The organism is Listeria fleischmannii subsp. fleischmannii LU2006-1 (genome assembly GCF_000344175.1).
Taxonomy (GTDB): Bacteria; Bacillota; Bacilli; order Lactobacillales; family Listeriaceae; genus Listeria; species Listeria fleischmannii.
In genome coordinates, this window is record NZ_ALWW01000020.1 from 20,455 (window position 1) to 46,462 (window position 26,008).

Annotated in this window: 29 protein-coding genes and 2 pseudogenes; 11 read left to right on the plus strand and 20 right to left on the minus strand. The window is 37.6% G+C overall.

Translation table 11 applies throughout. The features are described 5' to 3' along the window. The first annotated feature begins 415 nt into the window (after nucleotides 1–415). Nucleotides 416–1,411, plus strand: a complete 996-nt coding sequence (locus LFLEISCH_RS07430) for an NAD(P)/FAD-dependent oxidoreductase (RefSeq protein ID WP_007475034.1) — start codon at nucleotides 416–418, stop codon at nucleotides 1,409–1,411. A gap of 82 nt (nucleotides 1,412–1,493) precedes the next feature. Here the strand turns inward: LFLEISCH_RS07430 and LFLEISCH_RS07435 are convergent, their stop codons facing one another. Next, a complete protein-coding gene (locus LFLEISCH_RS07435; protein WP_040504798.1) occupies nucleotides 1,494–1,691 on the minus strand; it encodes a hypothetical protein in 198 nt (65 codons plus the stop codon). Nucleotides 1,692–1,869: 178 nt separating this feature from the next. Between LFLEISCH_RS07435 and LFLEISCH_RS07440 the strand changes: the two genes are divergently transcribed. Beyond that, complete coding sequence (locus LFLEISCH_RS07440) at nucleotides 1,870–2,499, plus strand: SDR family oxidoreductase (RefSeq protein WP_007475035.1); 630 nt, start codon at nucleotides 1,870–1,872, stop codon at nucleotides 2,497–2,499. A 45-nt stretch (nucleotides 2,500–2,544) separates the two neighbouring features. On the opposite strand, the gene LFLEISCH_RS07445 is transcribed toward LFLEISCH_RS07440, so the two are convergent. Then, a complete protein-coding gene (locus LFLEISCH_RS07445) occupies nucleotides 2,545–2,778 on the minus strand; it encodes a YuzB family protein (protein WP_007475036.1) in 234 nt (77 codons plus the stop codon). Between the two features lie 47 nt (nucleotides 2,779–2,825). Continuing rightward, a complete protein-coding gene (locus LFLEISCH_RS07450; protein ID WP_007475037.1) occupies nucleotides 2,826–3,155 on the minus strand; it encodes a YuzD family protein in 330 nt (109 codons plus the stop codon). Nucleotides 3,156–3,546: 391 nt separating this feature from the next. On the opposite strand from LFLEISCH_RS07450, the gene LFLEISCH_RS07455 reads away from it, so the two are divergent. Next, nucleotides 3,547–3,783 (plus strand): NifU family protein, encoded by a 237-nt coding sequence (locus LFLEISCH_RS07455; RefSeq protein WP_007475047.1) that lies wholly within the window; start codon nucleotides 3,547–3,549, stop codon nucleotides 3,781–3,783. Nucleotides 3,784–3,868: 85 nt separating this feature from the next. Then, on the plus strand, nucleotides 3,869–4,369 hold the full coding sequence (locus LFLEISCH_RS07460; RefSeq protein WP_007475049.1) for a phosphatidylglycerophosphatase A family protein: 501 nt from the start codon (nucleotides 3,869–3,871) through the stop codon (nucleotides 4,367–4,369). A 20-nt stretch (nucleotides 4,370–4,389) separates the two neighbouring features. On the opposite strand, the pseudogene LFLEISCH_RS07465 reads toward LFLEISCH_RS07460, so the two are convergent. From LFLEISCH_RS07465 to LFLEISCH_RS07480, 4 genes and pseudogenes are all read right to left on the minus strand, one after another. Beyond that, nucleotides 4,390–5,681: pseudogene (locus LFLEISCH_RS07465) on the minus strand (hemolysin family protein). 42 nt (nucleotides 5,682–5,723) lie between these two features. Next, nucleotides 5,724–6,488, minus strand: coding sequence for a TIGR01457 family HAD-type hydrolase (locus LFLEISCH_RS07470; protein ID WP_007475051.1), 765 nt, complete (start codon nucleotides 6,486–6,488; stop codon nucleotides 5,724–5,726). Between the two features lie 15 nt (nucleotides 6,489–6,503). Beyond that, nucleotides 6,504–6,779, minus strand: a complete 276-nt coding sequence (locus LFLEISCH_RS07475; RefSeq protein ID WP_007475053.1) for a YutD family protein — start codon at nucleotides 6,777–6,779, stop codon at nucleotides 6,504–6,506. Then, a complete protein-coding gene (locus tag LFLEISCH_RS07480) occupies nucleotides 6,776–8,152 on the minus strand; it encodes a bifunctional metallophosphatase/5'-nucleotidase (RefSeq protein WP_007475055.1) in 1,377 nt (458 codons plus the stop codon). The genes LFLEISCH_RS07475 and LFLEISCH_RS07480 overlap by 4 nt, the downstream gene beginning before the upstream one ends. 139 nt (nucleotides 8,153–8,291) lie before the next feature. Here LFLEISCH_RS07480 and LFLEISCH_RS07485 point away from each other — a divergent pair, with 139 nt between their 5' ends. Together LFLEISCH_RS07485 and LFLEISCH_RS07490 are read left to right on the plus strand one after the other, a co-directional pair. Next, a complete protein-coding gene (locus LFLEISCH_RS07485) occupies nucleotides 8,292–9,128 on the plus strand; it encodes a sulfite exporter TauE/SafE family protein (RefSeq protein ID WP_007475057.1) in 837 nt (278 codons plus the stop codon). After that, nucleotides 9,129–9,500 (plus strand): DUF1634 domain-containing protein, encoded by a 372-nt coding sequence (locus LFLEISCH_RS07490; protein ID WP_007475059.1) that lies wholly within the window; start codon nucleotides 9,129–9,131, stop codon nucleotides 9,498–9,500. Between the two features lie 42 nt (nucleotides 9,501–9,542). On the opposite strand, the gene LFLEISCH_RS07495 is transcribed toward LFLEISCH_RS07490, so the two are convergent. The 3 genes from LFLEISCH_RS07495 to LFLEISCH_RS07505 are packed head-to-tail and all read right to left on the minus strand — an operon-like array spanning nucleotide 9,543 to nucleotide 11,645. Beyond that, nucleotides 9,543–10,175, minus strand: coding sequence for a DUF5105 domain-containing protein (locus LFLEISCH_RS07495; RefSeq protein ID WP_007475061.1), 633 nt, complete (start codon nucleotides 10,173–10,175; stop codon nucleotides 9,543–9,545). Nucleotides 10,176–10,184: 9 nt separating this feature from the next. Beyond that, complete coding sequence (locus LFLEISCH_RS07500) at nucleotides 10,185–10,781, minus strand: hypothetical protein (protein ID WP_007475062.1); 597 nt, start codon at nucleotides 10,779–10,781, stop codon at nucleotides 10,185–10,187. 60 nt (nucleotides 10,782–10,841) lie between these two features. Next, complete coding sequence (locus LFLEISCH_RS07505) at nucleotides 10,842–11,645, minus strand: YusW family protein (RefSeq protein WP_007475064.1); 804 nt, start codon at nucleotides 11,643–11,645, stop codon at nucleotides 10,842–10,844. A 216-nt stretch (nucleotides 11,646–11,861) separates the two neighbouring features. Here LFLEISCH_RS07505 and LFLEISCH_RS07510 point away from each other — a divergent pair, with 216 nt between their 5' ends. Genes LFLEISCH_RS07510 through LFLEISCH_RS07520 form a run of 3 tightly spaced genes read left to right on the plus strand, consistent with a single transcriptional unit; the run spans nucleotide 11,862 to nucleotide 13,748 of the window. Further along, nucleotides 11,862–12,191: a PadR family transcriptional regulator gene (locus tag LFLEISCH_RS07510; protein ID WP_007475066.1), complete on the plus strand. Its 330-nt coding sequence runs from the start codon at nucleotides 11,862–11,864 to the stop codon at nucleotides 12,189–12,191. Continuing rightward, a complete protein-coding gene (locus LFLEISCH_RS07515; RefSeq protein WP_007475068.1) occupies nucleotides 12,184–12,666 on the plus strand; it encodes a DUF1700 domain-containing protein in 483 nt (160 codons plus the stop codon). Before LFLEISCH_RS07510 ends, LFLEISCH_RS07515 begins: the two co-directional genes overlap by 8 nt. Beyond that, nucleotides 12,663–13,748, plus strand: coding sequence for a DUF4097 family beta strand repeat-containing protein (locus LFLEISCH_RS07520; RefSeq protein WP_007475070.1), 1,086 nt, complete (start codon nucleotides 12,663–12,665; stop codon nucleotides 13,746–13,748). The genes LFLEISCH_RS07515 and LFLEISCH_RS07520 overlap by 4 nt, the downstream gene beginning before the upstream one ends. Nucleotides 13,749–13,974: 226 nt before the next feature. Here the strand turns inward: LFLEISCH_RS07520 and LFLEISCH_RS07525 are convergent, their stop codons facing one another. The 4 genes from LFLEISCH_RS07525 to LFLEISCH_RS07540 form a co-directional block, all read right to left on the minus strand. Further along, nucleotides 13,975–14,817, minus strand: coding sequence for a DUF72 domain-containing protein (locus LFLEISCH_RS07525; RefSeq protein WP_007475072.1), 843 nt, complete (start codon nucleotides 14,815–14,817; stop codon nucleotides 13,975–13,977). Between the two features lie 86 nt (nucleotides 14,818–14,903). Further along, nucleotides 14,904–15,662, minus strand: coding sequence for a tyrosine-protein phosphatase (locus LFLEISCH_RS07530; RefSeq protein WP_007475083.1), 759 nt, complete (start codon nucleotides 15,660–15,662; stop codon nucleotides 14,904–14,906). A gap of 20 nt (nucleotides 15,663–15,682) precedes the next feature. Next, nucleotides 15,683–16,618, minus strand: a complete 936-nt coding sequence (locus tag LFLEISCH_RS07535) for a ribose-phosphate diphosphokinase (protein ID WP_007475085.1) — start codon at nucleotides 16,616–16,618, stop codon at nucleotides 15,683–15,685. Between the two features lie 114 nt (nucleotides 16,619–16,732). Then, nucleotides 16,733–16,978, minus strand: a complete 246-nt coding sequence (locus LFLEISCH_RS07540; RefSeq protein ID WP_007475087.1) for a DUF896 domain-containing protein — start codon at nucleotides 16,976–16,978, stop codon at nucleotides 16,733–16,735. A 153-nt stretch (nucleotides 16,979–17,131) separates the two neighbouring features. Here LFLEISCH_RS07540 and LFLEISCH_RS07545 point away from each other — a divergent pair, with 153 nt between their 5' ends. Then, on the plus strand, nucleotides 17,132–18,097 hold the full coding sequence (locus tag LFLEISCH_RS07545; RefSeq protein WP_007475091.1) for a cation diffusion facilitator family transporter: 966 nt from the start codon (nucleotides 17,132–17,134) through the stop codon (nucleotides 18,095–18,097). 32 nt (nucleotides 18,098–18,129) lie between these two features. On the opposite strand, the pseudogene LFLEISCH_RS07550 reads toward LFLEISCH_RS07545, so the two are convergent. Next, nucleotides 18,130–19,159, minus strand: a pseudogene (locus LFLEISCH_RS07550) (SDR family oxidoreductase). Nucleotides 19,160–19,263: 104 nt separating this feature from the next. On the opposite strand from LFLEISCH_RS07550, the gene LFLEISCH_RS07560 reads away from it, so the two are divergent. Then, a complete protein-coding gene (locus tag LFLEISCH_RS07560) occupies nucleotides 19,264–19,695 on the plus strand; it encodes a MerR family transcriptional regulator (protein WP_007475098.1) in 432 nt (143 codons plus the stop codon). Between the two features lie 16 nt (nucleotides 19,696–19,711). Here LFLEISCH_RS07560 and LFLEISCH_RS07565 read toward each other — a convergent pair whose 3' ends face one another. The 5 genes from LFLEISCH_RS07565 to LFLEISCH_RS07585 all read right to left on the minus strand — a co-directional run. Next, entirely contained in the window at nucleotides 19,712–20,473 is a 762-nt protein-coding gene (locus LFLEISCH_RS07565; RefSeq protein WP_007475100.1) for a carbonic anhydrase, read from the minus strand. A 260-nt stretch (nucleotides 20,474–20,733) separates the two neighbouring features. Then, nucleotides 20,734–21,336 (minus strand): SGNH/GDSL hydrolase family protein, encoded by a 603-nt coding sequence (locus LFLEISCH_RS07570; RefSeq protein ID WP_007475102.1) that lies wholly within the window; start codon nucleotides 21,334–21,336, stop codon nucleotides 20,734–20,736. Between the two features lie 67 nt (nucleotides 21,337–21,403). Then, nucleotides 21,404–22,147, minus strand: coding sequence for an alpha/beta hydrolase (locus LFLEISCH_RS07575; RefSeq protein ID WP_007475104.1), 744 nt, complete (start codon nucleotides 22,145–22,147; stop codon nucleotides 21,404–21,406). A 179-nt stretch (nucleotides 22,148–22,326) separates the two neighbouring features. Next, complete coding sequence (locus LFLEISCH_RS07580) at nucleotides 22,327–23,277, minus strand: immunoglobulin-like domain-containing protein (protein ID WP_007475106.1); 951 nt, start codon at nucleotides 23,275–23,277, stop codon at nucleotides 22,327–22,329. A 167-nt stretch (nucleotides 23,278–23,444) separates the two neighbouring features. Further along, a partial coding sequence (locus LFLEISCH_RS07585; protein ID WP_007475108.1) for an immunoglobulin-like domain-containing protein occupies nucleotides 23,445–26,008 on the minus strand: 2,564 nt, incomplete at its 5' end.

Sequence of the window (26,008 nt, forward strand, 5' to 3'; positions counted from 1 at the left end):
TTTTTCACAAACTAATGTAAAACAAGAATTTCTTCTTACCAATTATGTAGATTGCGCTAAAAATCTACCAGAAGTGGACTTTCCCACTTATAGTTTCTATGATAGACGTTTTAGGCAAGTATTTCAAGGGTTGATACTTAAATTAATGGGCATTCACCATGCTTTTCAAGTGGTACAGTTCCAATCCCCTTATTTAATGCGGTAAAGAATTGCCTTGACCGTTTTGTTTACTTTTTAACAATAATTGGTACAGCTCCTAATTTTTTGTCAACAAAAAAATTCCTTACCCCCTTTTTCCCGATATTGTGAAAAACGAAACATATTTTATTATTTCGTTCGAAGCAAAACGTACTTTGCTTTTAAATTTTTTATGCTAGAATGTAGATAATGTTTTTTATTTAAGGGGGAGTTTATTTTGGATGAAAAAACCAAAATTTATGATATAACCATTATCGGCGGAGGCCCAGTCGGAATTTTTGCCTCATTTTATGCTGGCATGCGCAAAGCAAGCGTAAAAATCATCGAAAGTTTACCTCAACTCGGCGGACAACTGACTGCTTTATATCCTGAAAAATACATTTACGACATTCCCGGGTTTAAAGCTGTGCGTGCCCAAGAACTCATTAATAACCTAGTTCAGCAAATGCAACCATTCGATCCCACCGTTTGCCTAGAAGAATCCGTTCTAAAAGTTGAAAAACAGGCGGATGGTACATTTGAAATCACAACAACAAAAGATGTTCATTATAGTAAAACTATCATTATTACAGCTGGAAACGGCGCATTCGAACCAAGAAAGTTACAATTAAAAGAAGCGGAACGTTTTGAAGGTACAAATCTTCATTACTTCATTAATGATTTAAATCAATTTAAAGGCCGCCGTGTAGCTGTTTGCGGTGGCGGTGATTCAGCCGTGGATTGGGCATTAATGCTAGAACCAATCGCGAAATCGGTTTCCATTATTCATAGACGTGGATCATTCCGCGCACATGAACATAGTGTCGAAAGCCTAGAGAAATCATCCGTATCCATTATGACACCTTTTATTCCAACTGAACTTCACGGCACTGAAGCAGGCATAGAAAAAATTGTTTTACAAGAAGTAAAAGGAACACAAACTAAAGTCCTTGAAATTGATGACTTTATAATAAATTATGGTTTTGTAAGCCAACTTGGTCCAATTAAAGAATGGGGACTTAATATCGAACGAAATTCCATTGTCGTAAATTCTAAAATGGAATCTTCTATTCCAGGAATTTATAGCGCCGGTGATATTTGCACCTATGACGGAAAAGTCAAATTGATTGCGACAGGATTCGGCGAGGCGCCTACAGCAGTTAATAACGCGATTAATTTTATCGATCCGACAGCGCGTGTCCAGCCCATGCATTCCACATCGATGTTTTCATAAATAAAAAGGAACTTAGCAATTTTGCTAAGTTCCTTTTAACCGTTAAACTCTATCATGGTTTGGTTTAAGTTCAATCATCTTTTTATTGGTGCTTTATTAAGCGTCTATCTTTATCATTATAAATTTGTTCTTGAATGTTTCGCATTCTCGCTTTAAGCTCTTCCAACTCTCGCTCAACGGAATCATTCTGTTCTTTTTTTTCTCTGAGTTTAGCTTTAATCCTCCTTAACAAATTTATCACCTCGTATTTTCTTTTTTCTCTATAGCTAAATGGTAACATAAAAAGAGACCCTAAAACGCAAAATACCCTAGAAACCCCATTTTTAGTCGTAAACAACAAATGTAAGCGTAATTTTCATATTTTTAGTATTATTGCCAGATTTTTCTATTTTTTAATTCCGTTTTGTTTTAAGTAGCTACGGGAAAAGACAACTACAAAAGATGAAGGAGGCTAAACAATGAATGTTTTAGTAATCGGGGCAAATGGACAAATCGGTCAACAAATCGTTCATTATCTCGCAATAGAAAAAGGTTATTTTGTTCGTGCCATGATTCGAAAAGCAGAACAAATTGAGCAATTAGAGAAATTGGGTGCTAAGCCTATTATCGCTGATTTAGAAAAAGATTTTAGCTATGCTTATGATGGCATTGAAGCCGTGATTTTTGCCGCAGGTTCTGGCGGACATACAGGACCTGAAAAAACGATAAGCGTTGATCAAGAAGGTGCCATTAAAGCAGCGCAAATTGCAGAAGAAAAAGGCGTCAAACGCTTTATTTTGATCAGTACGATTCTTTCAGGAGAACCGGAAAAAGGGCCTCAGTCTCTTGCCAATTACTTAGAAGCAAAAGGAAAGGCAGATGAAGTTGTCATCGCTAGCCAGCTAGACTATACTATTCTGCGCCCCGCGACCTTAACGAATGAATCTGCCACCGGACTTGTTGATGATGCAGGCGAACTAGGCAAGGCTACTATCACAAGAGCTGATGTTGCTAAGTTTGCTTGTGAAGTCCTTCCAGAAAAAAGCAGCTACAAAAAAATCTATACTTTTCAAAATGGGCAAATACCAATTGAAACTTATATTCAGTAAAAAGAGCGAGAAATTCATTATCGAATTTCTCGCTCTCATTTTATATTAAATCGGATTTTCTTCCAGAAACTGATAAATTTTTTGCAATAAATCAGCCGCATTATCTCCGCGAACAACTTCACCATCCACTAACGCAAATAAGCTCGTTGCACACAAATCACAATAAGTTAGGCAGTCATATTCCACTACGTCTAGATTTGGATCTTCATTTAATTGTTCATAAACTTCTCTTGCTCCGTTTGCTAAATTATTGACGCAAAACTCCACAATTGGATTCACGCTTTTCTTCCTTTCTTTAAAACGGAAGCCTTTCACACTTCGTCTTTCTACATTGTTGGCTCATAGCCACGATCAGTCATTACTTTATAAATATCTTTTAGGCGAGGATTTCCTTCCGCAATAATTTCATCATCCACAACAATAACCGGATACATATAATCTTCGTCCACAATTTTTCGTGCTAGGGCCTGAACATTCGGGCTCACTTGCTCGGGGTCAAAAATATCAACATATTCAACTTCAAATGGTTGATTGGCGAATTTCCGTCCAACGGCTGCTCGTAGCCATTCTTCCGTTTCTTTTGAAGAAGGAGCTCCTACACAGCTCGCGCAAATCACAGAAGAGCCGTACACATAAAGTTTTGTTTCGCTTTTCATAATAACTCACCTCATGCTCATTGTACTAAAAAAAAACTTTAAAATCGACTTTCCTGTTTTCGCTATAAAAAGCATTGATACGACCATATTATTCATTGACAGCCTAAAGCCCTTATATTATAATAATTAAAATAATTCTGTCACTTTAGCACTTGTTTGTGATAAAGCGACAAATTGTTTACAGTTGTTATCGTATCTATTACGATTTATATAACAACACTCCCTTTTTGGCTGGTGCTACTACCAGTCTAACGCGGATTTACCTCCCGCGTTTTGCCCGTTCCTTTTTGAGCCTTAGGAGCGGGCTTATTTCATAAATTTTAATACTTCCATCCCTCTCCTACTCCTGTTATAATAATGAATATCACTTGAAAAGGAGTTTTGTTCACGTATGGAAGAAATTAGTTTTGATTCAGTTGACAAAGCTTTACAAAAGTTCCGTCCGTATTTACTCCGAGATGGTGGCGACTATGAACTTATTGATGTAACCCAAGATGGCATCGTAAAAATACGCCTTCTAGGGGCTTGTGTCACTTGTCCTAGTTCAGATATGACTTTAAAAATGGGGATTGAACTCACACTTTCAGAAAAAATTTTTGGCTTTAAAGAAGTCGTTCAAGTTTTTTAAAAAAAATGCGACAATTTTCATTGTCGCATTTTTATGTTTCAACTCGATTCATTTCGTCTAAGTACAGGTTAGGAGGGTTAATCTTATGGTTGAAAAACAAAGTATTTTAGAACAAAAAGCGCGTAGCTCACTTATAGAACGCGGTGTCACTATCGAAGACATTGCCGATTTAGTTCTTTTTCTGCAAAAAAAATATCACCCTAAATTAGAGCGTTCCATTTGTATTGAAAATGTGGAGCAAGTTTTGCGAAAACGTGAAGTTCAAAACGCGATTTTAACAGGGATTCAATTAGATATTTTAGCTGAAAATGAAGAACTAATGCAGCCACTTCAAAATATAATTAGTAATGATGAAGGTTTGTATGGTGTAGATGAAATTTTGGCGCTATCTATTGTGAACGTTTATGGATCGATTGGTTTTACAAATTATGGCTATATTGATAAGGTAAAACCAGGCATTTTAGGTAAATTAAATGAGCATAATGGGCGTGATGTACACACCTTTTTAGACGACATTGTAGGGGCTATCGCTGCCGCTGCGGCAAGTCGCCTTGCACACAGTTATCATGATGATATTGTGCAGTAAACATCAAAACAGACAAGCCACTAAAGGTTTGTCTGTTTTTTCACCTCAACCTGGCGAACAGAGTTTTTATTCATCGCTAAAATCGTAAATCGATAATCAGATTCCTGAATCACATCGCCACTCTCTAATTGATAGTTTTGCAAAAGCAACCAGCCGGAAAGCGTATGTACACCTTGCCCGATAAGTTCAATCCCAAGCACCTCTTCTACACTAACAAGCGGCTCCGAACCATCCATAATAAAGTGGTTTTTCGCTAACTTGCGAATCCCTTTTGGCCCTTTCGCCTCTTCCATATCCCCCACAATAATCTCCATTACATCCTCTAGCGTGACAATCCCTGATGTTCCCCCGTACTCATCCGTTAAAACGACAAAAACTTCCGCCGCTTCCTGCATTTTCACAAGCAGTTCCTCAAGCACCATCCCTTCAAACATTTCAAGCACATCTGTTATAAAAGGCTCAATCGATTGGTCTAAAATATCCTGGTTTTCACCTAGTCCCGCCATAACACGACTCACTTGTAAAGTGCCGATAATTTTATCCTTATCATTTTGTCTTGTGACAGGGAAAATGTGATACGTGTGCTCCGCCGTTAATTTTAATAAATCTAGTACAGTCGCCGTTTCATCAATCGTCACAACACTTGTTCTTGGAATCATAATCTCATTGGCAGGAACATCCGCAACTTAAAAATATTTTTCATATATTTAAATTCCTGTTGATTTAAAAGCCCTTGGTTATAACTATCCTCAAAAACAATTTTAAGTTCAGTTGGTGTCATACGGTCATTATCAGTATCATTTTTATTTGAAAATGGTTTTGTAATCATCGCTGCCGAATGATTTAACAGCCAGTTAAGCGGAAATGTGATTTTATACCAATATACAAGTGGTCTGGCAATTAAAAGCGCTACTTTTTCGGTACTTTGAATGGTCAATGTCTTTGGTGCAAGCTCACCTAGTACTACATTAAAAAATGTAATAAGTAAAAAGGAAATGAAAATAGAAATGGGGCCTAGAACGGATTCAGGAAGGGGCATCCATTCAAACACTGGTGCCAGAAATTTTTGCATCGTCTCCTCGCCAACCCAGCCCATTGCAAGTGCTGCCAGTGTATTTCCCAGCTGACAAGCGGCCAGATAATCATTCATATTTTCCGTTACACGCGCCACATATTTCGCTCGCTTATCGCCGCTTGTGACAAGACTCATGACTGTTGGCCTGCGAATCGCGACAATGGCAAATTCGGAAGCAACGAAAAATGCGGTTGCCAAGATTAAAAATACAACAAATAAATCACTTAAAACGGCCATAACAACTCTCCTTTAAACGTAAAAAGAGCGCACTAAACGCTCTTAAAATTGCCAATCTGTTAAACTAGATAATGCATATGTGGGTTGAATTTCCTTTTCTTTCAAAGCTTCTTTTGTCGTAAATCCTGTATGAACGATTAGCGTATCCATGCCGGCTTTAATTCCTGCTAAAATATCTGTTTCATAATTATCACCGACCATAATCGCTTCCTCGTTCGAGACATTTAGTCGTGCAAGAGCTTGCTCCATAATAACACGCTCAGGTTTTCCAATAATCAATGGTGAAGATTCACTCGCAACAGCAATCATGGCCGTAATCGAACCATTTCCCGGCAGTAAACCTTGCTCAGTCGGAATGGCCGCATCGATATTAGTCGATATAAAACGGGCCCCGGAGCGAATCGCAAGCACCGCTTTTGCCGCCTTCTCATACGTTAAGCTCGTGTCCATGCCCACAACCACAAACTGAGGATTTTCTTCTTCCACAAAAAATTCAGCTTCATGAAGTGCTGTCCTAAGCCCTTCTTCCCCGATGAAAAAAACGCTCCGCTCGGTTGATTGCTCTTTCATAAATGCGGCTGTCGCCTGCGCCGAAGTAAAAACATCCTCTGGTTCAGCAGGAATTCCCATTTTCCGTAAACGCTCACTTACTTGTTCCGGCGTTTTAGTTGAATTGTTCGTCACAAATAAATGTGGAATCTTTTTTTCATTCAATGTTTTTATAAATGGAATGGCCTCAGGAATTACTTCCCCACCTCGGTACATGGTGCCATCTAAATCAATTAAATAGGCTTGATACTTTTTCAAACAAAAAACGCCCTTCTATTTTTTAACTTTTTTTAATACAAAATAGGCACAACCAAAATTGCAATACTCGTATAAATATTCTTTTAGCGTACTAATTTTATTATCATACGTAGCTTTACGATTTTGATCATCAAAGAAACCTTTTAAACGCAGCTGATCATAGCCATAATCGCCAACAATATAATCATAGCGTAATAAAATGTCACTAAAACGCTCGTTTAGCTTTTCTTCATCGAAACATTCTCGGTAGTTGGTAATCAGTTCATAATCTTGTTTTTCAATGGTAATCATTCTTTTTCCTCCCCGTATCGCTTTTTAAGTTGCCAAGTAAAAATATCACGGAGTAGTTCCGGAGTATATACTTCTTTTTGCTTTGCTTGTTTAATTATAGGGAAAAATGGCGCATATACAAACGTATCATGTGTCACAATGCGGTATTTCCTTCTTAAAATAACAGGTTCCCCGTCCCAAAGCGGCACACCAAACGTTTTATCAAACCCCATTCGTTTCATTAAAACAGCCCCAAATATTTCGCCACGAAAGCCGAACCCTCTTAGCGGAATATCTTTTAGTTCCTCTTGTTTGCGGATAATTTCTTGGATTAAAACTTCAAGTTCACGACCTGTAAGTGTAACCACAATTAGATTTAGCGGATGCGGTAAAAGCTGATGAATATCAAATGCCGTTATATCGCCCGCCTCAAGGTCCGTCATATAAATACCTGCGTTTGTTAAAAACGTATCGGCTTTTGTAAAGCTACAAGCTGCTTCATAAAAAAAATCTGCAATTTCCGAGTCTCCAAACCAATTATGCGCTAACTTCGTAGGGAGTGCAACTACTTTCTTGGATAGCATATCCTTACCTTTTTCAAAAAAGCCCGTAATTTGTGCCACTTCATCTTTCGGCGCTTCCAAATCCTGCGTTTTATATACCGTAGCCGTTTTTTCAAGCACTTTATTTTGCTCATCAAACGTGAGTGTAACTTGCCCCACGTATTCTCCCCATCTACCACATGCAGCGAGTAACGTTGAACCCACTTTTTTCCCCTCTTCTAAAAGGTGGTGGGTGTGACTTCCTAAAATTAAATCGATTTCCGGGAAGGTTTCAGCAATTTGTTCATCAAACGGTAATCCCAGATGAGAAAGTAAAATGATGCAATCCGTATCTTCATCCAAGAGCGCCAATTGTTTTTTCAAACAAGAAAGTGGCTCCTCCACCCCAAAATCAAGCGATTCATAATATTCACTGAAGGCCGCAGTTAACCCAATGACCGCGATTTTAACCCCTTCGACAAATTTATAAATAAATGGCTTGGCAAAACGTGTTTGCGTTTTTCTAGCTTTATCGCCGTAAATATTGGCACATACAACTTCAAAGTTTGCTTCCTCATAAAGTGTCTCTAGTCCCTCATAAGAAAGCGTAGTACCTTCATTGTTTCCTATTGTAACAGCATCATAAGGTAGCTCATTTAAAAGCGCCACATTCGCTTTTCCGGCACTTCCCTCTGTTAATGGATGAACACGATCTAAAAAATCGCCAATATCAAAAAACAGACTGTTTTCCGGATTATTTTCTTTTTTATCTTGTAAAAAAAGTTGAATTCTTGGCCAGTTCTCTAAATGGCTATGGACATCATTCGTATGCCAAATTTGAAGTTCTTTCATTGCTACATCCCCTATAGTTTTCTCCTTCTATTGTAGCCTAAAATTAATTTTTTGACACGCAACACCGCTTCAAACCTTTTCATTTTATTCTTTTTGGCGTATGATAAAAAGATGATTAAACGAAGAAAGAAGTGAATCTATGGATACGCAAACGATGATGATACTCCTTATCGCCATTTTTGCTGGTATACTAGGCTCCATATTAGGGCTTGGGGGCGGAATTATCATCACACCCGCCTTAACACTTATTTTTGGCATCGACATTCAATATGCCATTGGCGCAAGCATTATTTCCGTTATCGCAACAAGTAGCGGCTCAGCTATCGCTTACATAAAAGATCATATCACGAACTTACGCGTAGGTATGTTTTTAGAAATCGCAACAACACTCGGCGCCATAACAGGGGCTTTTGTTGGCGGACTCCTTTCAGCCACCGCGCTTTATATTATTTTCGGTCTACTCCTCCTATATTCCAGCTATAATATGCTTAAAAAAGTAGGTTCCGAGTTTCCCGTAAACGTAGAAAAAGATCCTATCGCTACCAAATTGAAACTCCACGACAGTTATTATGACAAAGCTTTACGAAAAGAAGTCCATTATAATGTCACAAATGTCAAAGCAGGATTCGGAGTTATGTATGGCGCAGGTGTCGCAAGTGGCTTACTTGGAATCGGCAGTGGCGCCTTCAAAGTGATGGCTTTAGATGTATTTATGAAAATGCCGCTAAAAGTTTCAAGTGCAACGAGTAACCTCATGATGGGCGTAACCGCAGCGGCGAGTGCAACAGTTTACTTATTTAAGGGTGACATTGATCCAACTATTGCAGCCCCAGTGGCCATTGGCGTTTTAATTGGCGCAACAATTGGAACACGAGTCATGCAGCGTTTAAAAAGCAAAGTGATTCGACTCGTTTTTATCCCTGTACTTCTTTATGTGTCTATTCAAATGATTCTTGAAGGATTGGGGTGGATTTAGATGACTCAGGATAAACAAAAAGAGGAAGAAATGTATCAGGTGGAGCTTATTGTTGGTGGGCTTCTTCGTATTGGCGTTTTACTCAGCGCTGGTATTATTGTTTTAGGCCTTGCGCTTTATTTATTTACTGGTGAGAGCGGCTACAGCGGCGCGACTTATCCGACTTCTTTTTCAACAATCTTTTCTGGGCTAGTTGACTTAAAACCATTTGCCATTATTATGTTTGGCTTACTATGTCTCATTTTTACGCCCGTTTTTCGTGTTGTCGTCTCCCTGTTTACTTTTTTAAAAGAGAAGGATTATTTATATGTAGGTATTACAGGTATTGTCCTATTTATTTTATTGATAAGCTTTTTAATTGGTAAAGGATAAAAAAAACAGAGATTTCCTATTAACTGGAAATCTCGTTTTTAATTATAGACCAAAAGCTTCATAAATATTTTTGAAAAATACATCCTCATTTACAATTTGCCACTTTTCTTTATCGTCTGGATTTTGTTTTAATTCAAGTTTAACAGTGACAGCTTTTTCTTCAGCAGGGCTTTCTAGATACATGGTTTCGAGTCCTTTATAACTCACTTCGTTAATCATTGCATCTAATTCCGCTTCCGAACTATCTGCTTTCACTTTACTTTCTGTTTCTGCAATCAATTTATTTATCTGGTTATCTACAGACTCATCGTCCGTATCTAAGCCCTTTACTCCAATTTCTAGTGTTGCGGCTTCTTTACTTTCATTTTCTACTTTAATTGTGTAAGAACTAACTTTTTTCAAATGTTTTTGAACCTTTTGCTGAAAACTTTCTAAGTCAGACTTTGATTTTTCTGGAAATTGGTTTTGAATTGAGGTTACAAATGTATTTTGGTTTTCCTTTATCATACTTGTATCATCAATCCCGAAAATGGCTTTTAATTCAGGTGTAGATTCCTCATAAATGTAGCTTTGTATGAGCGCCTCCCCAGCTTGTTTCGCATCTTCCGGTTGTTTGCAGCCGGCAAGCATAAGGAAAATAACGCCAAAAATTACTAAAAAGAAAGATTTCTTCATTTTATTCTCCTAACGATGGCTTTGATTATAGTTTTTCTTTTCTTCAATAATACGTTGACGTTCCGCATCGGAAAGATTAGGATCACTTAGTTTATTCCCATATTCTCGGTTTTTCTCTCCAATTTCCCTTCCGCTTTGGCTCGCCCCGGTTGTGACATCCGGCTGGCTACTTTGTTGCTCTTTTTGTTCACTTGTTTCTGAATTCGGTGTTGCCTTTTGCGTATTATTTTTTTGCGTTCCGGAATCACTGGATTGGCTAGATTGGTTCGGCTCACTGTTAGAAGCTGCTCTTTGAGATTGCTCAGCTTGTTCAGCCGCTTTTTGTTGTCGTATTTTTTCTTCTTGTTGCTTTTTCAGGGCCGCTGCTTTTTGAGCCGCTACTTTCTTATCTTCTATTTTTTTCTCTTCCACTTTTTTATCATGCGTTGTATCCACTTTTACTTTTACTTTTGCCCGTATATGAGCAATTTTTTTCTGAATAGCATTCGCTTGAATTTTATTAAAAGCAGATGGCGCACTAGCTTGTGCAGATGGTTGGAATAAGATGGTTAGTATCACCAAGAGGCAAATCGTGCAAACTGTCTTGACATATTTTTTTCGAAGCATGCTCCTACTCTCCTTTTTATATCATACAAAAGGAGCCCGATAAAACGGGACTCCAATTAATTATTTAACTTTAAATTCGATTTTCGCACCATTTGTATGTTTTACTTCATACTCAAACTTTTTAAAATCTTTACCTAAGTTTAATTTAGAGGTTACATGGTTAATGATTTGTGTTTTATTTTTATTTTGGAAATCAAAACCATTAAAGATTTTTTCGATTGCAACTTGTGCATCTTTTCCTTTTAATTTTTGACCAGTAAATTCATTTTTAAATTCTGCCTCTACTCTACCATTACTTTTCACTTCATAATCAATTTCTACATCTTGCTTTTTATATTCAATTTCAACTTCTAAATCTTTAATTTTAAGTGCTGCAGAAGAAACAGCTGTATCATCACCTGGTGTTGGCGTTGGTGTTGGTGTTGGCGTTGGTGTCACTGAACCATTTGAATAAGTACCAAAGTTAACTTGAGTAGTCCATGCGTTAGAAATATAGATAACTTTAAGCCCTACTGTTTGATTTTTGGCGATTGAAGTTAAGATACCTTTTAATTGATTCGCATAACTTACATATCCTGCATTTGTTGCAATTACCTTAGCTTGTGCTTTTGTATAACCTGCTTTTTCCCAAGTAGTCGCTAGTTTCAGTTGATTGTAAGCCTTTGTTACGTTTGCAGTTGTAAGCTTAACCCCAGTTACTTTTTCTACATCAGCTTTACTAAATTCAACAATTTTCTTATACGCGTCTTGATAGACAATGTCCCCCGTCGTAGTTGCTGCCTCAGATACGGTTGGAGCAAGAGTTGCTACACCTATCGTTAAGGCTAATCCTGTGATTGCTGTTGCTTTTACAAATTTGTTCATCTTTTCATTTCTCCTTTGTCCTATAAATTTTGTAGTATTGTTTTATTTATACTAGCTAACCTTAGTATAAACACAGCTCGTTTATTCGTCAAGCTTTTTCTACTATTTTTTTTATAGTAGTGAATATTAGATTGTGTTAAACCCTTGTAAATGCTATACTTAGAGATATTCACAACTAATATAAAAAAGTGAATAGTGAATGTAGGAGGAAAGAAAATGCGCTCATCCGCACAATTTAAAAAAGGTGTTCTTGATATCTGTGTCCTCTATCTATTACAAAAAAAAGATCGTTATGGATATGATCTGACACAGCAAGTAAATAGTTACATACCGATTACAGAAGGAGCCCTTTACCCATCTTTAAGACGTCTTGTAAAAGATGGTTATTGTTCTACTTATCTGCAAGAATCACCAAACGGCCCATCACGAAAATACTATCATATTACAAATACAGGACGAGTTTATCTTGCGGACATGCTCACGGAATGGGATGAGTTCGTTGCAAGTTTCAATCAACTAAGGAAGGAAGCTGATTTAGATGACTAAATATCAATTCCTTAAAGAATTAGACAAAGCGTTTTCCGGCTTACCTAAAGAAGAAAAAGAAGAGCTCATCCAATACTATAAAGAATACTTGGACAATGCTCGTTTAGAAGGAAAGACAGAAAAAGAAGTCTTAAATGAACTTGGAAAACCAAATCAAATTGCAGAAGCCTATTTAGAAGCAAACAGTGACATTCCACTGGAACAAAAAGCATATGAACAACTTGCTTTGAAAGGTTTTTGGAAGCGATTCGTTATTTCAGCTTTTTTTATAATCGGCTTTGTACTTCTTGGAATCATTTGCTTAGTTAGCATAGCAAGCCTTTTCTTACTGGTCTTAGACATGGTCTTCTTCCGGCAAGTTTTGGTCTTTCAAATCTTCGTCTTATTGTTTTCAATTGGTGTGATCTACATGTCCATCATTGGCATTAAACAATTAAGACATATTTACACAACAAGAAAAGGGCGGTTCTTATGAAAAAACATATTTGGGTCAGTAGTATTTTTTTAATTATCGGAGGCGTTGGCATTTTATTTTGCCTGCTCACACAAAATTATCAGGACGAAGGAAAAAGATATTCAAAAAAATGGGCATTTTCAAATGAAGAATTTAAAAATTTGAATTTAACGAGTGAAAAAATGATGGCCATTACAATCGAAAAGGCCAATGTCAATACACCAACTGTTCAAGTTTCAGGGCACCTATCTCATAGAGAAATCATGGATTTAAAACCATCTACAACAAAAGATACCACCAAAATCAAGATTGGCACTTTTAGAACATGGTTAGAAGAATGGCACTTGCCTTCGTACGGAATGCAAAAAATGAATATTAAAGTCCCTAAAGACTATTCATTCAACCAACTTTCCGCAATTTTAAAAGATGGTAACTTTCATATCAATCATTTAACCGGACAGAAACTTTTGGTTACATTAAAAGATGGCGACTTTGTTGGCGAAAAAAGTAATTTTTCAAATACAAATGTGAAAACAGATTCTGCTGAAGCAGATTTAACGAACTGGAATGGTAAAATCACGTTACAATCAGATTCTGGAAATCAAATTGTAAAAGATTCAACTGGTGACTTCACGTTAAATAATCGTTCTGGAATGTCTCAAGTCCATCGTCAAAAAGCCACTTCTGGTGAAATTACAAATGCTTCAGGGAAAGTCATTACTACACGCGTAAAAGCAGACCATTTGACCATTAATTCTAAAAACGGAACAGACATCATCGAGCAGATGGAAGGCAAATTATTCCTTTCTTCTTTAAGCGGAAAAAGTGTTTTACGTGACAACCGCGGCGAACAAAATATTGAAAGTAAAAGCGGCGATATCATTGTAGTAGAAACCGCTGTTAATGGAAAAATGAATGTGCGAAGTGAAACAGGACTTATAAAAATGACTCTCTCAAAAGGCTATCATAATAAGCAATTCCAAATTATTGCCCCTCACGGCCAAGTAACCTCTGACTTTTTATGGCAAAATCACGCCATTAAATCTGCCGTTAAAATTCAAACTACAGATGGTGTAGTAAAGGTACTCGAAGGGGATGCATAAAAAAAGAAGTAGCGGTAGCTACTTCTCAGCTTGTAGAAAAACTCAAAGCTTTCGCAAAACAAAACGCTCCTCGCCAAAATCAGACTGCTGACAAATGGTGAGATTCTAGGCAGTGCCGAGTACCGGAGTGGAGCGTACTTGAGTACGTGAACACCGGAACGGAGGTACTAACGACGAAGATTGCCGTTTGTCAGCAGTCTGAGAAGTAGCGGCGGCTACTTCTTTTTTAATCTCCAAATAAATCCATTTGCAACGGAGCAAGATCTTTATATTCAATTTTTAACATTTCTTGTAAATGCTTTGCGTTATCAGCGGCATCCCCGCCACTATTATTATTAAATATCACGATAATTTCATCAGATTCCTTTTGTAAATGTGAAATATATTTTGCCCACTCGGCTATCTCCTCTTGATTATAACGATAAAGCGTTCGTACTTCCCGCCATTCCGGACTATTCGCTTTCATCCATCCGTACTGATTTCGCCCATGTAGTCGCACAATCGTTTGGGCTTTATTCGTTCCTCTTAAAACAATGGGCACACTTCCAGTCCCAATTTGAGGTTCATCTACCACAACATGAATCATTTTTAATTCTTCTAGGAAAGCCAACGTTTTTTCTTTATTGGCCTCACTATACCAACTGGAATTTCTAAATTCTACCGCTATTGGTAAATCACCCATTTGTTTCGCAATATGCCGCAAGTAAGCCACATTTTCTTTTGTACAATTAAAATAGGGTGGAAACTGGCATAAAATAGCTTTTAATTTCCCACTCTCACTAATAGGCGCAATAGCATCCATAAAACGGCGGTACATTTCAATCTCAGAATCAAAATAGTCCTGCCATTTTTTATGCATCGTCATCGCACTAAAAGCCTTGACCACAAAAGAGAAAGTTTCAGGCGTATCTTCCACCCATTTCGATGTAGTTCTTGGAGAAGGAATGGCATAAAAACTCGTATCAATTTCAACCAGCGGAAAGTGCGCCGCATAATCGATTAATTTATGTTTGTTTGATAAATTTAAAGAATCATGATCACTAAAACCAGTTAAGCCGATTGTTATCATTTATACCCCAGCCCTTCTAATGATTTTCTTTTATTATACCGCAACTAAAAGAGGAGCTCAAAAAAACAGAGTATAGTATACTCTGTTTAAAAAAGGAAAAACTTTTTCTTAAGCTCTACAGGTTCAAGTGTCTCAATCACTTGGTCATTTAAAACGAGTTTGGCATTTTGAAACATATAATCGGCTCTATTTTCTCCTTTTTCCTTTTGAAGTTTCCGAACAGCCTGCTGAACGTCCATCGACCGCCCTTTATAAAGATGGGCATCCGTTGCAATGAAATGAACTAAATTGGTATCAATTAATTGTTCACTCAATTTCTTCACTTTTTTACTTACGCGCCCTTCAAAAGAACCGAACGTTAATTGTGCTAAAGCGCCTGCTTCAACTAATTCATAAAGCGGATCTAAATGCCTCATGACCTCTAGGTTCCTTTCAGGATGAGCAATAATTGGCGTATAGCCTTTCATTTGCAAATTAAAAAACAACTCTTGTGTAAAAAGTGGAATCGATTCTGTCGGAAACTCAATTAAAATATACTTCGTTCCTGCGAGTGTTAAAACTGAACCATTTGCTAGCCCTTCAAGCATTTCGCCGTGAATACGTACTTCTTGACCTGGATGTACAGTAAGAGCGATATTCTCTTTCGCTAAACGCTCATTAAAATGCTCCACCTGTCTCTTCACGGCATCACCCGGATTTGAAAACTGTCCTTTAAGATGGTGCGGGGTTGCAATTATATCTGTGAACCCTTGTTCTACAGCCTGCTTGGCCATTTGTAAGCTATCCTCTAACGTTTTAGGTCCGTCATCAATCCCATTTAATATATGGCAATGAATATCTATCATCTTGCACCAACTCCTTTTTATTAAAAAAGTGGATGAAGCGAACGGTTTTCCTGCACACCAGAAATGGCCTTCGCTAATATCTCACCTATCGTTATGATTGTCATTTTCTCATTTAACTTTTCGTTTGGAATATCAACAGCATCTGTTAACACGATTTCTTGAATATTTGAATCCGCAAGACGTTCTGCAGCATGACCAGCCAGCACCGCATGTGTAGCGCATGTTACAACGGACGTTGCTCCACTCGCTAACAGTTTGTCAGCAGAAGTAGTTGCGCGGTAACCCGTATCAATAATATCATCTACAACAATCGCTAACTTACCATGAACATCGCCAATGACACTTGAAATCTCCCGTTCATTTGGCCTTGGTTTTCGGTTTAAAATGGCGATTGGCGCATTCATTTTATCTGCCACCCGGCGTGCACGCACAACGCCACTGTGATCAGGGGCCACAATAACGACATCTTCATTTCCATACTTTGAAATCAAATGGTCCGTTAGTAGCGGGATTGCTGAAATATGATCAATGGGAATATTGAAAAAGCCTTGAATTTGTGCAGCGTGTAAATCTACTGAAATGAGCCTCGTCGCACCTGCTTGTTGTAATAAATTGGCAATTAATTTTGCTGTAACCGGCTCTCTGCTATGCGCTTTTCGGTCCTGCCTCGAATAACCATAATATGGCATGATAACAGTAATAGAATGGGCAGACGCACGCTTTAAGGCATCAATCATTATTAACATCTCGATAAGGCGCTCGTTGACATTACTGTTCATGGACTGAATCACATAACAATTCTTTCCGCGAATGCTTTCTTCAATGTTAATTTTCACCTCGCCATCACTGAACTTTTGCAATTCAATCTCACAAAGCGGTATGCCAAGTGCTTTCGAAATTTTAATCGCAAGCGGCCGTTCATTGGTTACAGAAAAAAGCCTCATCTCATTCGACATTTGAATCCCCTTTCAACTAACTATTTAACACTTCATATTATATAAAACATGACCTATTGTCGCAACTTTCTTATCTTACTAAAAAAGACTCGCTAATTCCATATTAAAATCGAACTAGCGAGCCCTATTCATTTTTATTTTTTTTAATTCTGCTTTAATTTCTTTTAGTTTATTGGGTGTTACATCATCGCCTAGCGGATCCATGATTGTCACATGATGTAAATTATCTTGAAGAGTCCCACGAATCATTTGGCAATATTCTTGACGAAGTTCAGCCTGATGCGCTTTTTCTTCCATTGTTAGTCCTTCGTTTCTTTGTTTTGCCCCGTAATGATTGATTTTACTTAATAATTCTTTCATGTGATCCCTCCTCTTAAAAGTTACTCTTTGTAAGTAACTAACAAAATAATAACACAATGGTCAAAAAAAGTCAAACTTTATCTTTTTCGCTATTATCCTCTTTACTTTCATGCTAAAATAAGAGCATTCTATGATGCGAAAGAAGGAGACAAATTGAAAGAATTTTTCCAGCTATTAAAACAAGGCAATAAATCTGCACTTACAGCCGCCGTAGTCAATGCCCTCGTTTCACTGGTAAAAGGGGTAACTTACATTTTTACAGGAAATGTGGCGATGTTTGCTGAAACGCTTCATAGTCTAGGCGATGCACTGAATCAGCTTTTTGTTTTTACTGGGTCTGCTTTAAGTAAAAAACGCCCAACGAAACGCTTTCCAAAAGGCTTTGGTCGTGTTGTAAATCTTGTTTTATTAGGCGCCGTGATTGTTGTTGGCATTATGGCTTATGAAACCATTAAAGAAGGCATCAGTCATATTATCCACCCTAGCGAATCGACTGGTTTTTTAATTAACCTACTTGTTTTACTTGGTTGTACTTTTTTAGAGTCCACGGTTCTTGTAAAAGCTATGAAGGAAATCACGCATGAGGCGGGCATTCAAGCAACTGGCTTCAAACTATTCCCTGCTGCTTTAAAAAATTTAAAATCAGCTAAAGCTGCTACAAAGCTCGTTTTTATGGAAGACTCTGTTGCAACAGGAGGTGGACTTTTAGCCGCTATAGCTGTTGTCATTTCCCATTTTACGCCTTTTCATCAAGCAGAAGGAATTGCTTCTATTCTAATCGGGCTAATGATGTTTATCGTTGTTGGCGAGGTCTTTTTAGATAACGCTGCGGGCGCGATTGGTGAATCGGATGAGGGCATGCACTTACAAGTAGGTCAACTTATTATGTCTGATCCTGATGTAAAAGATATTCAAGTGCTTACCGTTTTAAAAGAGGGCGATTCTTTTCACGTAGATGCTGAAGTGGAGTTAGACTCCTCCTTAACACTTGCTGAAATTGATCAAATCCGGGAACGTATTGAAGACTCTGTTATGACTCTTCCGCATGTATCCGATGTATTAATTACTTTTGATGAAGTTGATTCCGTAACCGACTGGGAATACGGGGATGGGCGTTAAAAAGAGAGCGGAAACTTATTCCGCTCTCTTTTCTATTTAATTAAATGATATTTCGTCAAGCTGTCTACTGCAGACAATATCGCTTCTTCTTTTGACCGACTAGGCGACCAATCTAGAATTTCTTTTGTTTTTGCATGGCTGATTTTCCTATTAATTTTTAACAATAAAGCTCCTTCTCTTGCTTGTTTATTAAAAAGAGCACCAAAATGAATAATTCCACTCGAAATGACTTTCTCTGTAACCTGATTAGCTAACTTTGGACGTTCCTTTTTGATTAGTTGGGCCATCTCTAAAAAGCTAATTTCCCCTTCTGCTGATGCGATAAAACGTTGCATCGCGGCTTTCTTAGATGTCATCGCACAAATATGCAAGTCCGCCACATCCCTTACATCCACTACATTTAAAGGTATATTAGGAATTCGCTTCGTTTTTGGGCTTAAAATCATTTGCAAAACATCAAAGCTACCAGACACATGCCTGTCTAAAGAGGGACCAAAAACGGCTACAGGATTAATGGTCACTAACTCCAACTTATTTTGCTTCCTCACAAAATCCCAAGCGGCCTTTTCTGCTAAAAGCTTAGATTTTTCGTAAATGGATAGACCTGGTTCCTGCTCATCTGTCCAGTTGTCCTCTGTTGTCATTTTTTGTGAATTTTTATTGCTAAACCCTATCGCGCCAAAATTGGATGTCATAACGACTCGTTTAACATTTGATTTTACTGCGTTTTTTAAAATACGCAAAATGCCCTCTACAGCTGGCCGAATGGCCTCTTCTTCTTTTTTAGGTTGGTCAAAAAAGACAGGCGAAGCAACACTAAACACATATTTACAATTCTCCATTGCTTTATCCCAGCCGGCATCTTCAGTTAAATCGGCTTCCACAAACATTAATTTTTCTATTTGAGTTGCGCCGTTGTCTTTTAAAGTTTTTTAATACTTTTTCTTTACTCGCCAATGAACGGACTGTCGTTTTAACTGAATATCCTTTTTCTAACAATTGAATGATTAGGTGCATGGCCATAAACCCTGTACCCCCCGTAACTAAAATTTGTTCTTCCAATCTGCATTCCTCCAAAAAATTCCATTATCTAACAAAATAGATTATACTTATCCTACACCCTCGACCATAGTCTAGGGCAAGCGTTTTAAAAAAAGGAGAAAAAAATGACTTATTCAATAAAAGAAGTTTCTGAAATGTTCCATCTTAGTATTTATACATTACGTTATTACGATAAAAAAGGCTTATTACCTTTTGTTTCCAAAAATAGTTCTGGCTATCGTGAGTTCACCGATTCAGATTTAGAATTTATTCACACAATCTGCTGCTTAAAGGGGACCGGAATGGCTATAAAAGACATTCGCTCTTATATTGAATATTGCATGGTCGGAACTAGTACAATTGCCAAGCGAAAGGAGTTACTTTCGAATCACCGGAACAAAGTGTTACAAGATATCGAAACCCTAAAAACAAACTTAAAAGGTGTAGATCAAAAATTAGACGTTTACGGCTCAAAAAAAGCAAAAGAAATAATTGAAGCACAACGAGAATTTGTTCGCCATGAAAAACAAAAAGCCTCTCTTTCTAATCCTTATTAAAAAGAGAGGCTTGCAATTATTCTTTATGCTCTAACACTTTACGACCATTTAACTTTTGTATTTTTCTATTGTTCGCATCATAATATTTATCAAATTCTTTAATTTGTTCACTAGAAACCTCAACTGGATTTTCCATCACATACCACTCCACATTTTCCGAAAGCGGTGGTGTTGTTAGCGAACCTAAATAGTGATAATAACTTGTGTTTGCTGGAATCATGCTCATCACATTAATTTCATCATCTACATTTACTTTTTCACCCTTCTTAATGTTTGAAAGTACTGTATTAAAGCCCGCGTTTTCTTTTCCTTCTTTGAAAAATACTGCAATAACAGCCAATCGGCCATCTTGAGATTGGTTTACAAAATGAGCTTCGATAGGATAATGTTGTCCATTTACAGTATGCTCACTTTTAGCATGAAAATGAAACTGGTTTAACTCAAAATTCCGCCCGTTAATGACAGCAGTTCCTGTATCATCGACCTGAATACTATGCCCATTATCAACCTCATCAACAGCAATATCAGAGTAATCGAGCGTAATGCCTCCATTATCTTTCATCGGTTCAACCTTATTGGTATCAATGTTAATGGGAGATTGGGCATCCCCAGATTCAAACTCCCACCCTTTCTGATCATCATAATCCAAGTGATCCTCTTTTTTTGACTCCACTTTAGTTTCTTTGCCATTAACCTTAGATGTACTATCATTTGAACAACCCGAAAGCGCAAAGGCACCTACAAGTATTGCCGCAAACACAAATAGAATTTTTTTCATTTTCCTTACCTCCCGAAATATTTAATCAACTTAACTAATATATCGAAAAAAAAGGAAAAATACTATGGATAAAATATGACTTTTTTCACAAAATTTGTATAAAAAATACAAAAAAGCACCCATTTTTTAATGGGCGCCCTGTCTTTACGAGACATTATGCGGTTTTCTGCGGATTTCCACAAATCCATTATGCAGAAAACAATCAGCAGCAAAAAGTATGCTGCATCCGGCTCATCGCATAGCCTTAATATAGCATTTATTTATTTTTTTGTAAAGCTAGTAAAAGAAGAATACCATGCTTCCGCAATCAACTCATGTCCTCTTTTTGTCGGGTGAACCCCATCAGGTGCAATTTCAGAATATCCTTGCGCTATCCCTGCTGCGTTTAGCATCCCATCAAGAGGCACATATAACGCCTGATATTTACTCGCAAGTTCCCTCACCACTTGAATTTTAGGATCCAAATCGGCCCGCCATTCCTTCCTATCTTGGGGAATCGGCAAAACAAAAGGCTCCATCAAAATGAGCTTCGCATCCGTCTTTTGAATAGTCTCTTCCAAAACATCCGTGTAAATGGCCCGATAAGCGCTCGTCGAAGTATCCCGCCATTCAGAAAAGCTTCTCCAAGTGTCATTAATCCCAATTAAAATGGATACATAATCCGGGGCTAACGAAATCGCATCTTTTTCAAAGCGAGCTCGCATATCAGCAGTTAAGTCCCCTGAAACACCCCGATTTAACACCCGAAATTCAGGTAGTCTCCGCGCAATCATTTCAACATAACCATTTCCTAAACTCCCCGTATCCGCGCGATTCCTCCCCGCATCTGTAATGCTGTCTCCTTGAAAAAGTATTGTCTCCATAAAAAGCCTCCTAATTTTATAAAAAAACACTAACAAGTAGGTACTACTCATCAGTGTTCATCTTACATTATACAACTTTTTCTTCCAACCAATTTAAATCATCTAAGAAGTCAAGTAAATCTTCTTCTAAAATATCACGTTCACAGTCATTCACAATGTCATGACCACTTCCTTGGTAAAAACAAAGTTGTTTTTCAGTTGTATGGATATTTTTAAAAATATAATTCGCATTATCTGCATCAATTTCTTCATCTTGGCAACCTTGACCAATCATTGTTGGCACGTGGATTTTTTCAATATTATCTGCCACGAATTTATAAAAAGCAGAACGTGCGTCTGTCATCTTTTTAATTTCCGGCTCATAGCTTTTAAGCATTGCTTCTGAAACTTCAGCTTTGAAACCTTCTTTTGATAGTTGTTTTAATAAATACTTTTCTACTGGAATGTAACGCATTTTACGGTTAACATTGGCACAAAGAGGCACAATCGCTTTTGGTGAGAAAGATTCCGCCATTTTAAGCGCAAAAACACCACCCATTGCAACACCAATAATTGCAATTTCATGATAACCTTCTTTTTCTAAAAATTCATATCCAGAAACAGCATCCGCGTACCACATTTCAGGCGTCGTCCTTAAGAATAATGCTGGCTCATCTCCGTGTCCACGAAAATTGGGAGCATAAACAGTATACCCATTTCCAGCTAAATATTCCCCTAAACTTTTGACATCTTCTGTAGTCCCTGCAAATCCATGCAAGAGCAAAACAGCACGATTTCCCGCTTTTAACATAAAGCTACGATCCGCACTCATTTTTAAGCAATCCTCCTAAATTTTCATTACGCTATTCCCTTAAAAATAAGGTTTTGCCAAATACAATAGACCTATCATAACTCGAAGTAAGACAAGTGTCAACCCTTAAAAAAATCAATTTTATACTAGAAAAAATTAAAAAGAGAAAGGAGAAACCTTTTACAGTCTCCCCTTTTCTTTTAGTCAATAATAGTTAGGTTCTTAGTGTCCATTACGAGGCCATAACGATCTAGTAATTCAATTTGCACGACATCCGTTTTTGAACGGATTTTATCTCGTAAACCAACATAATAGCTAAATGTTCCACCAGAAACCGTTCCACCTTGTTGCAAGGCCGTTCCGTTAACAGTTAAACGAAGAGAACGTCCTTCTCCTGTGTAAGCTCCTCTTACTGAGCTTGTTTTAAGAGAGAAAACAGATGGTGTTAATGTTCCTACTTCTGGTGTTAAATCTTTCAATACTACCGCTTTGTTATCTAATTCACGGCCATTCTTATCATAAGCGTAAATTCGAACAGTATCTTTAGAGTCTTTAATCTTGTCACCAATCCAGAAGCTTAAACGTCCTCCTGAAATAGTACCACCAACATAGTCAACTCCATTGATGACTACTTTAACAGATCTAACAGCATTTGTTACATTTGCCGTTAAAACGGTGTCTTTACGAACAGTATATTCATCTGGGTGAATATCACCATTAATATTTTTAATTTCTACAGGTTTCTCATCTAATTTCTTACCATTTAAATCATAAGCAGAAATAAAGACTTCATCTCCTGAAGAGGTAATCTTATCGCCAATCCAGAATGATGCATTACCATTTGATAATGTTCCACCTATATAGACTTGGTTGTTAATTGTTACTTTAATAGATTTTACGTCACCAGTATACGTTGCTGTAATATCACTATCTTGTCCTGCAAGAAATAGGTTTGGTGTAATAGTACCTGATGTATTATCAGATATATCTTTTAACGTAACTATTTTTTCTTGCAGCTTTTGATTATAAGCATCATAAGCAGTAATATTCACAGTGTCATTTTTTGAAACAATTTTATTTCCAATGAAGAACGTAACGTTACCATTTGAAACTGTTCCACCTGTGTGTTCTACACCATTAATCGTTACCACAACACGTTTAACATCTCCAGTATAAGTCGCTGTCAAATTACTATCTTGACCAATAACAAATTCATTTGGAGTTATGGTTCCACTTGTATTTGGTTTTGTAACAACAACCGGCGTTGTAGCAATTCTTGCTCCTTGTTTATTGATACCATAAACCGTTACATCGTCACTTACTGAATTAATCTTACCCCATGCATAAAACTATAGGTTCCAGTTGCTTTATCTAATGTTCCACCTGCATATTCAGTAGTTCCAACTTTTACAATTAAAGAATGGACATCTCCAGTAAATGTTCCTGTTATCCTTGTGCTAGTACCAATGACAAAATTATCAGCGGTAACTGTTCCAGTGCCACTAATTGTTTCATCTTTAGCATCACGTAAACTTATTACATCCGTTGCTATTCGGTTTCCATTTTGATCAGAACCATACATTGTAGCTGTTTTTGTTTTATCTTTAATAGTGTTTAGTGCATAGAATGAAAAAGTTCCATTTGAAAGTGAACCACCTCGGTATTCTGTCCCATCATAAACTAAACCAAGAGACACTACATCGCCTGTATATGTTCCTGTAACGTTGCTATCACGATGGATTGTAAATTCATTAGTTTTAATCTCACCTGTCCCTATTCTACCTGGATCTTTTGCATCTCGTAGGACAATAGGCGTTGTCGCAATGCGGTTTCCGTTACGATCATAACCATACATTGTAGCTGTCTTTGTTTTATCTTTAATGGTATTTAGCGCATAGAACGAAAAAGTCCCATTTGAAACTGTTCCTCCTCGATATTCTTTTCCATCATAAACTAAACCAAGAGAAACCACATCACCTGTATAGGTTCCTGTTACATTTAAATCACGATGAATTGTAAAGTCATTTGCTGTAATTGATCCAGTACCTGCACCACCTGGATCTTTTGCATCACGTAGTGTAACAACTGCTGTCGCAATTCGGTTTCCATTACGATCATAACCATACATTGTAGCTGTTTTTGTTTTATCAGTAACTGTACTTAAAGCATAGAATGAATAGTTCCCATTTGAAACTGTTCCACCACGGTACTCCGTTCCATCATAAACTAAACCAACCGCAACTACATCACCTGTAACTGTTCCAGTTATATTGATATCACGGTTTATCATGAATTCAGTTGCTGTAATAGAACCTGTCCCTATACCACCTGAATCTTTAGTATCTCGTAGTGAAAGAACTGTCTCAGCAATTTTAACGCCGTTTTTATCATAACCGTACATTTTAGCTGTTTTTGTTTTATCTTTAATTGTGCTTAATGCATAGAATGAATAGGAACCAGAGCCAACACTTCCTCCTCGGTATTCTACTCCATCATAAATTAAACGTACAGATTTTACATCACCTGTATAGGTTCCTGTTACAGAGATATCTACTCCAATTGTAAACTCATTCGCTGTAATAGTACCGCTTTTAGGAAGTGATTTCACTGACGCAGATGCACTTGGACTTGCTTTTCCATTTGCACCCGTTTGGTAAGCTTGGTATGTTGTGTTTTCTTGTGCAGCTGGAATTGTGAAAATTGCTTTACCAGTAGCATCTGAAACTAACGACATTTTACTTCCAGTTGGTAATACTAAAGTGATACTTGTATTAGGTTGTCCTGTAACAGTCACTTGCGTGTTATCTTCAGTAATTTCACTGATTGAAGGAGCTCCTAAAGTCGTATCAGAAACGGTTACAGATTGTTTTGGACTTACATTACCATTGTTTGGGTTCGTTTGTGTCACTTCAATTTTCGTTCCACTGGTTTGTTTTGGAATTGTCACCGAATAAGCTCCACTTCCACTTGCTGTACCTGTATACGTGACACCGTTAATCGCCACTGTAATATTGTGATTAGCAGCGCCTGTTCCAGTTACTTGTGTTTGAACATCTGATACTGGATTTACACTTGGCGCTAAAGGCGTTGTTGTGTCTATGACAGTAAACGTATCTTTTGCACTTGCTTTTCCATTTTCACCTGTTTGTGTTGCTTCAAATACATTTCCGATTTGAGCTGCCGGTACACTAAATATTGCTTTCCCTGTTCCATCAGCTGTCATTGATGGTTTACTTCCACCAGGTAATGTCAATGTAATGCGTGCTCCTGCTGTACCTGTTACAGTTACTTGTGTATCGCCAACTTTTATATTTGAAATTATTGGCGCACCTAAAGTCGTATCAGAAACGGTTACAGATTGTTTCGGACTCACATTACCATTATTTGGGTTCGTTTGTGTCACTTCAATTCTTGTTCCACTGGTTTGTTTTGGAATCAGGATTGTATAAGCCCCGCTTCCACTTGCTGTGCCAGTGTATGTTGCGCCATTAATCGTCACAGTAATGCTGTAGTTAGGGTCAGCTGTTCCAGTTACTTGTGTTTGAACGTCTGACACTGGATTTACGCGTGGTGCTAGAGGTATTGTTGTATCCGAAACAGTAAACGTGTCTTTTGCACTTGCTTTTCCATTTTCACCTGTTTGTGTTGCTTCAAATACATTTCCGACTTGAGCTGCCGGTACACTAAATATTGCTTTCCCTGTTCCATCAGCTGTCATTGATGGTTTACTTCCACCAGGTAATGTCAATGTAATGCGTGCTCCTGCTGTACCTGTTACAGTTACTTGTGTATCGCCAACTTTTATATTTGAAATTATTGGCGCGCCTAAAGTCGTATCAGAAACCGTCACTGTTTCTTTTGGACTCACATTACCATTATTTG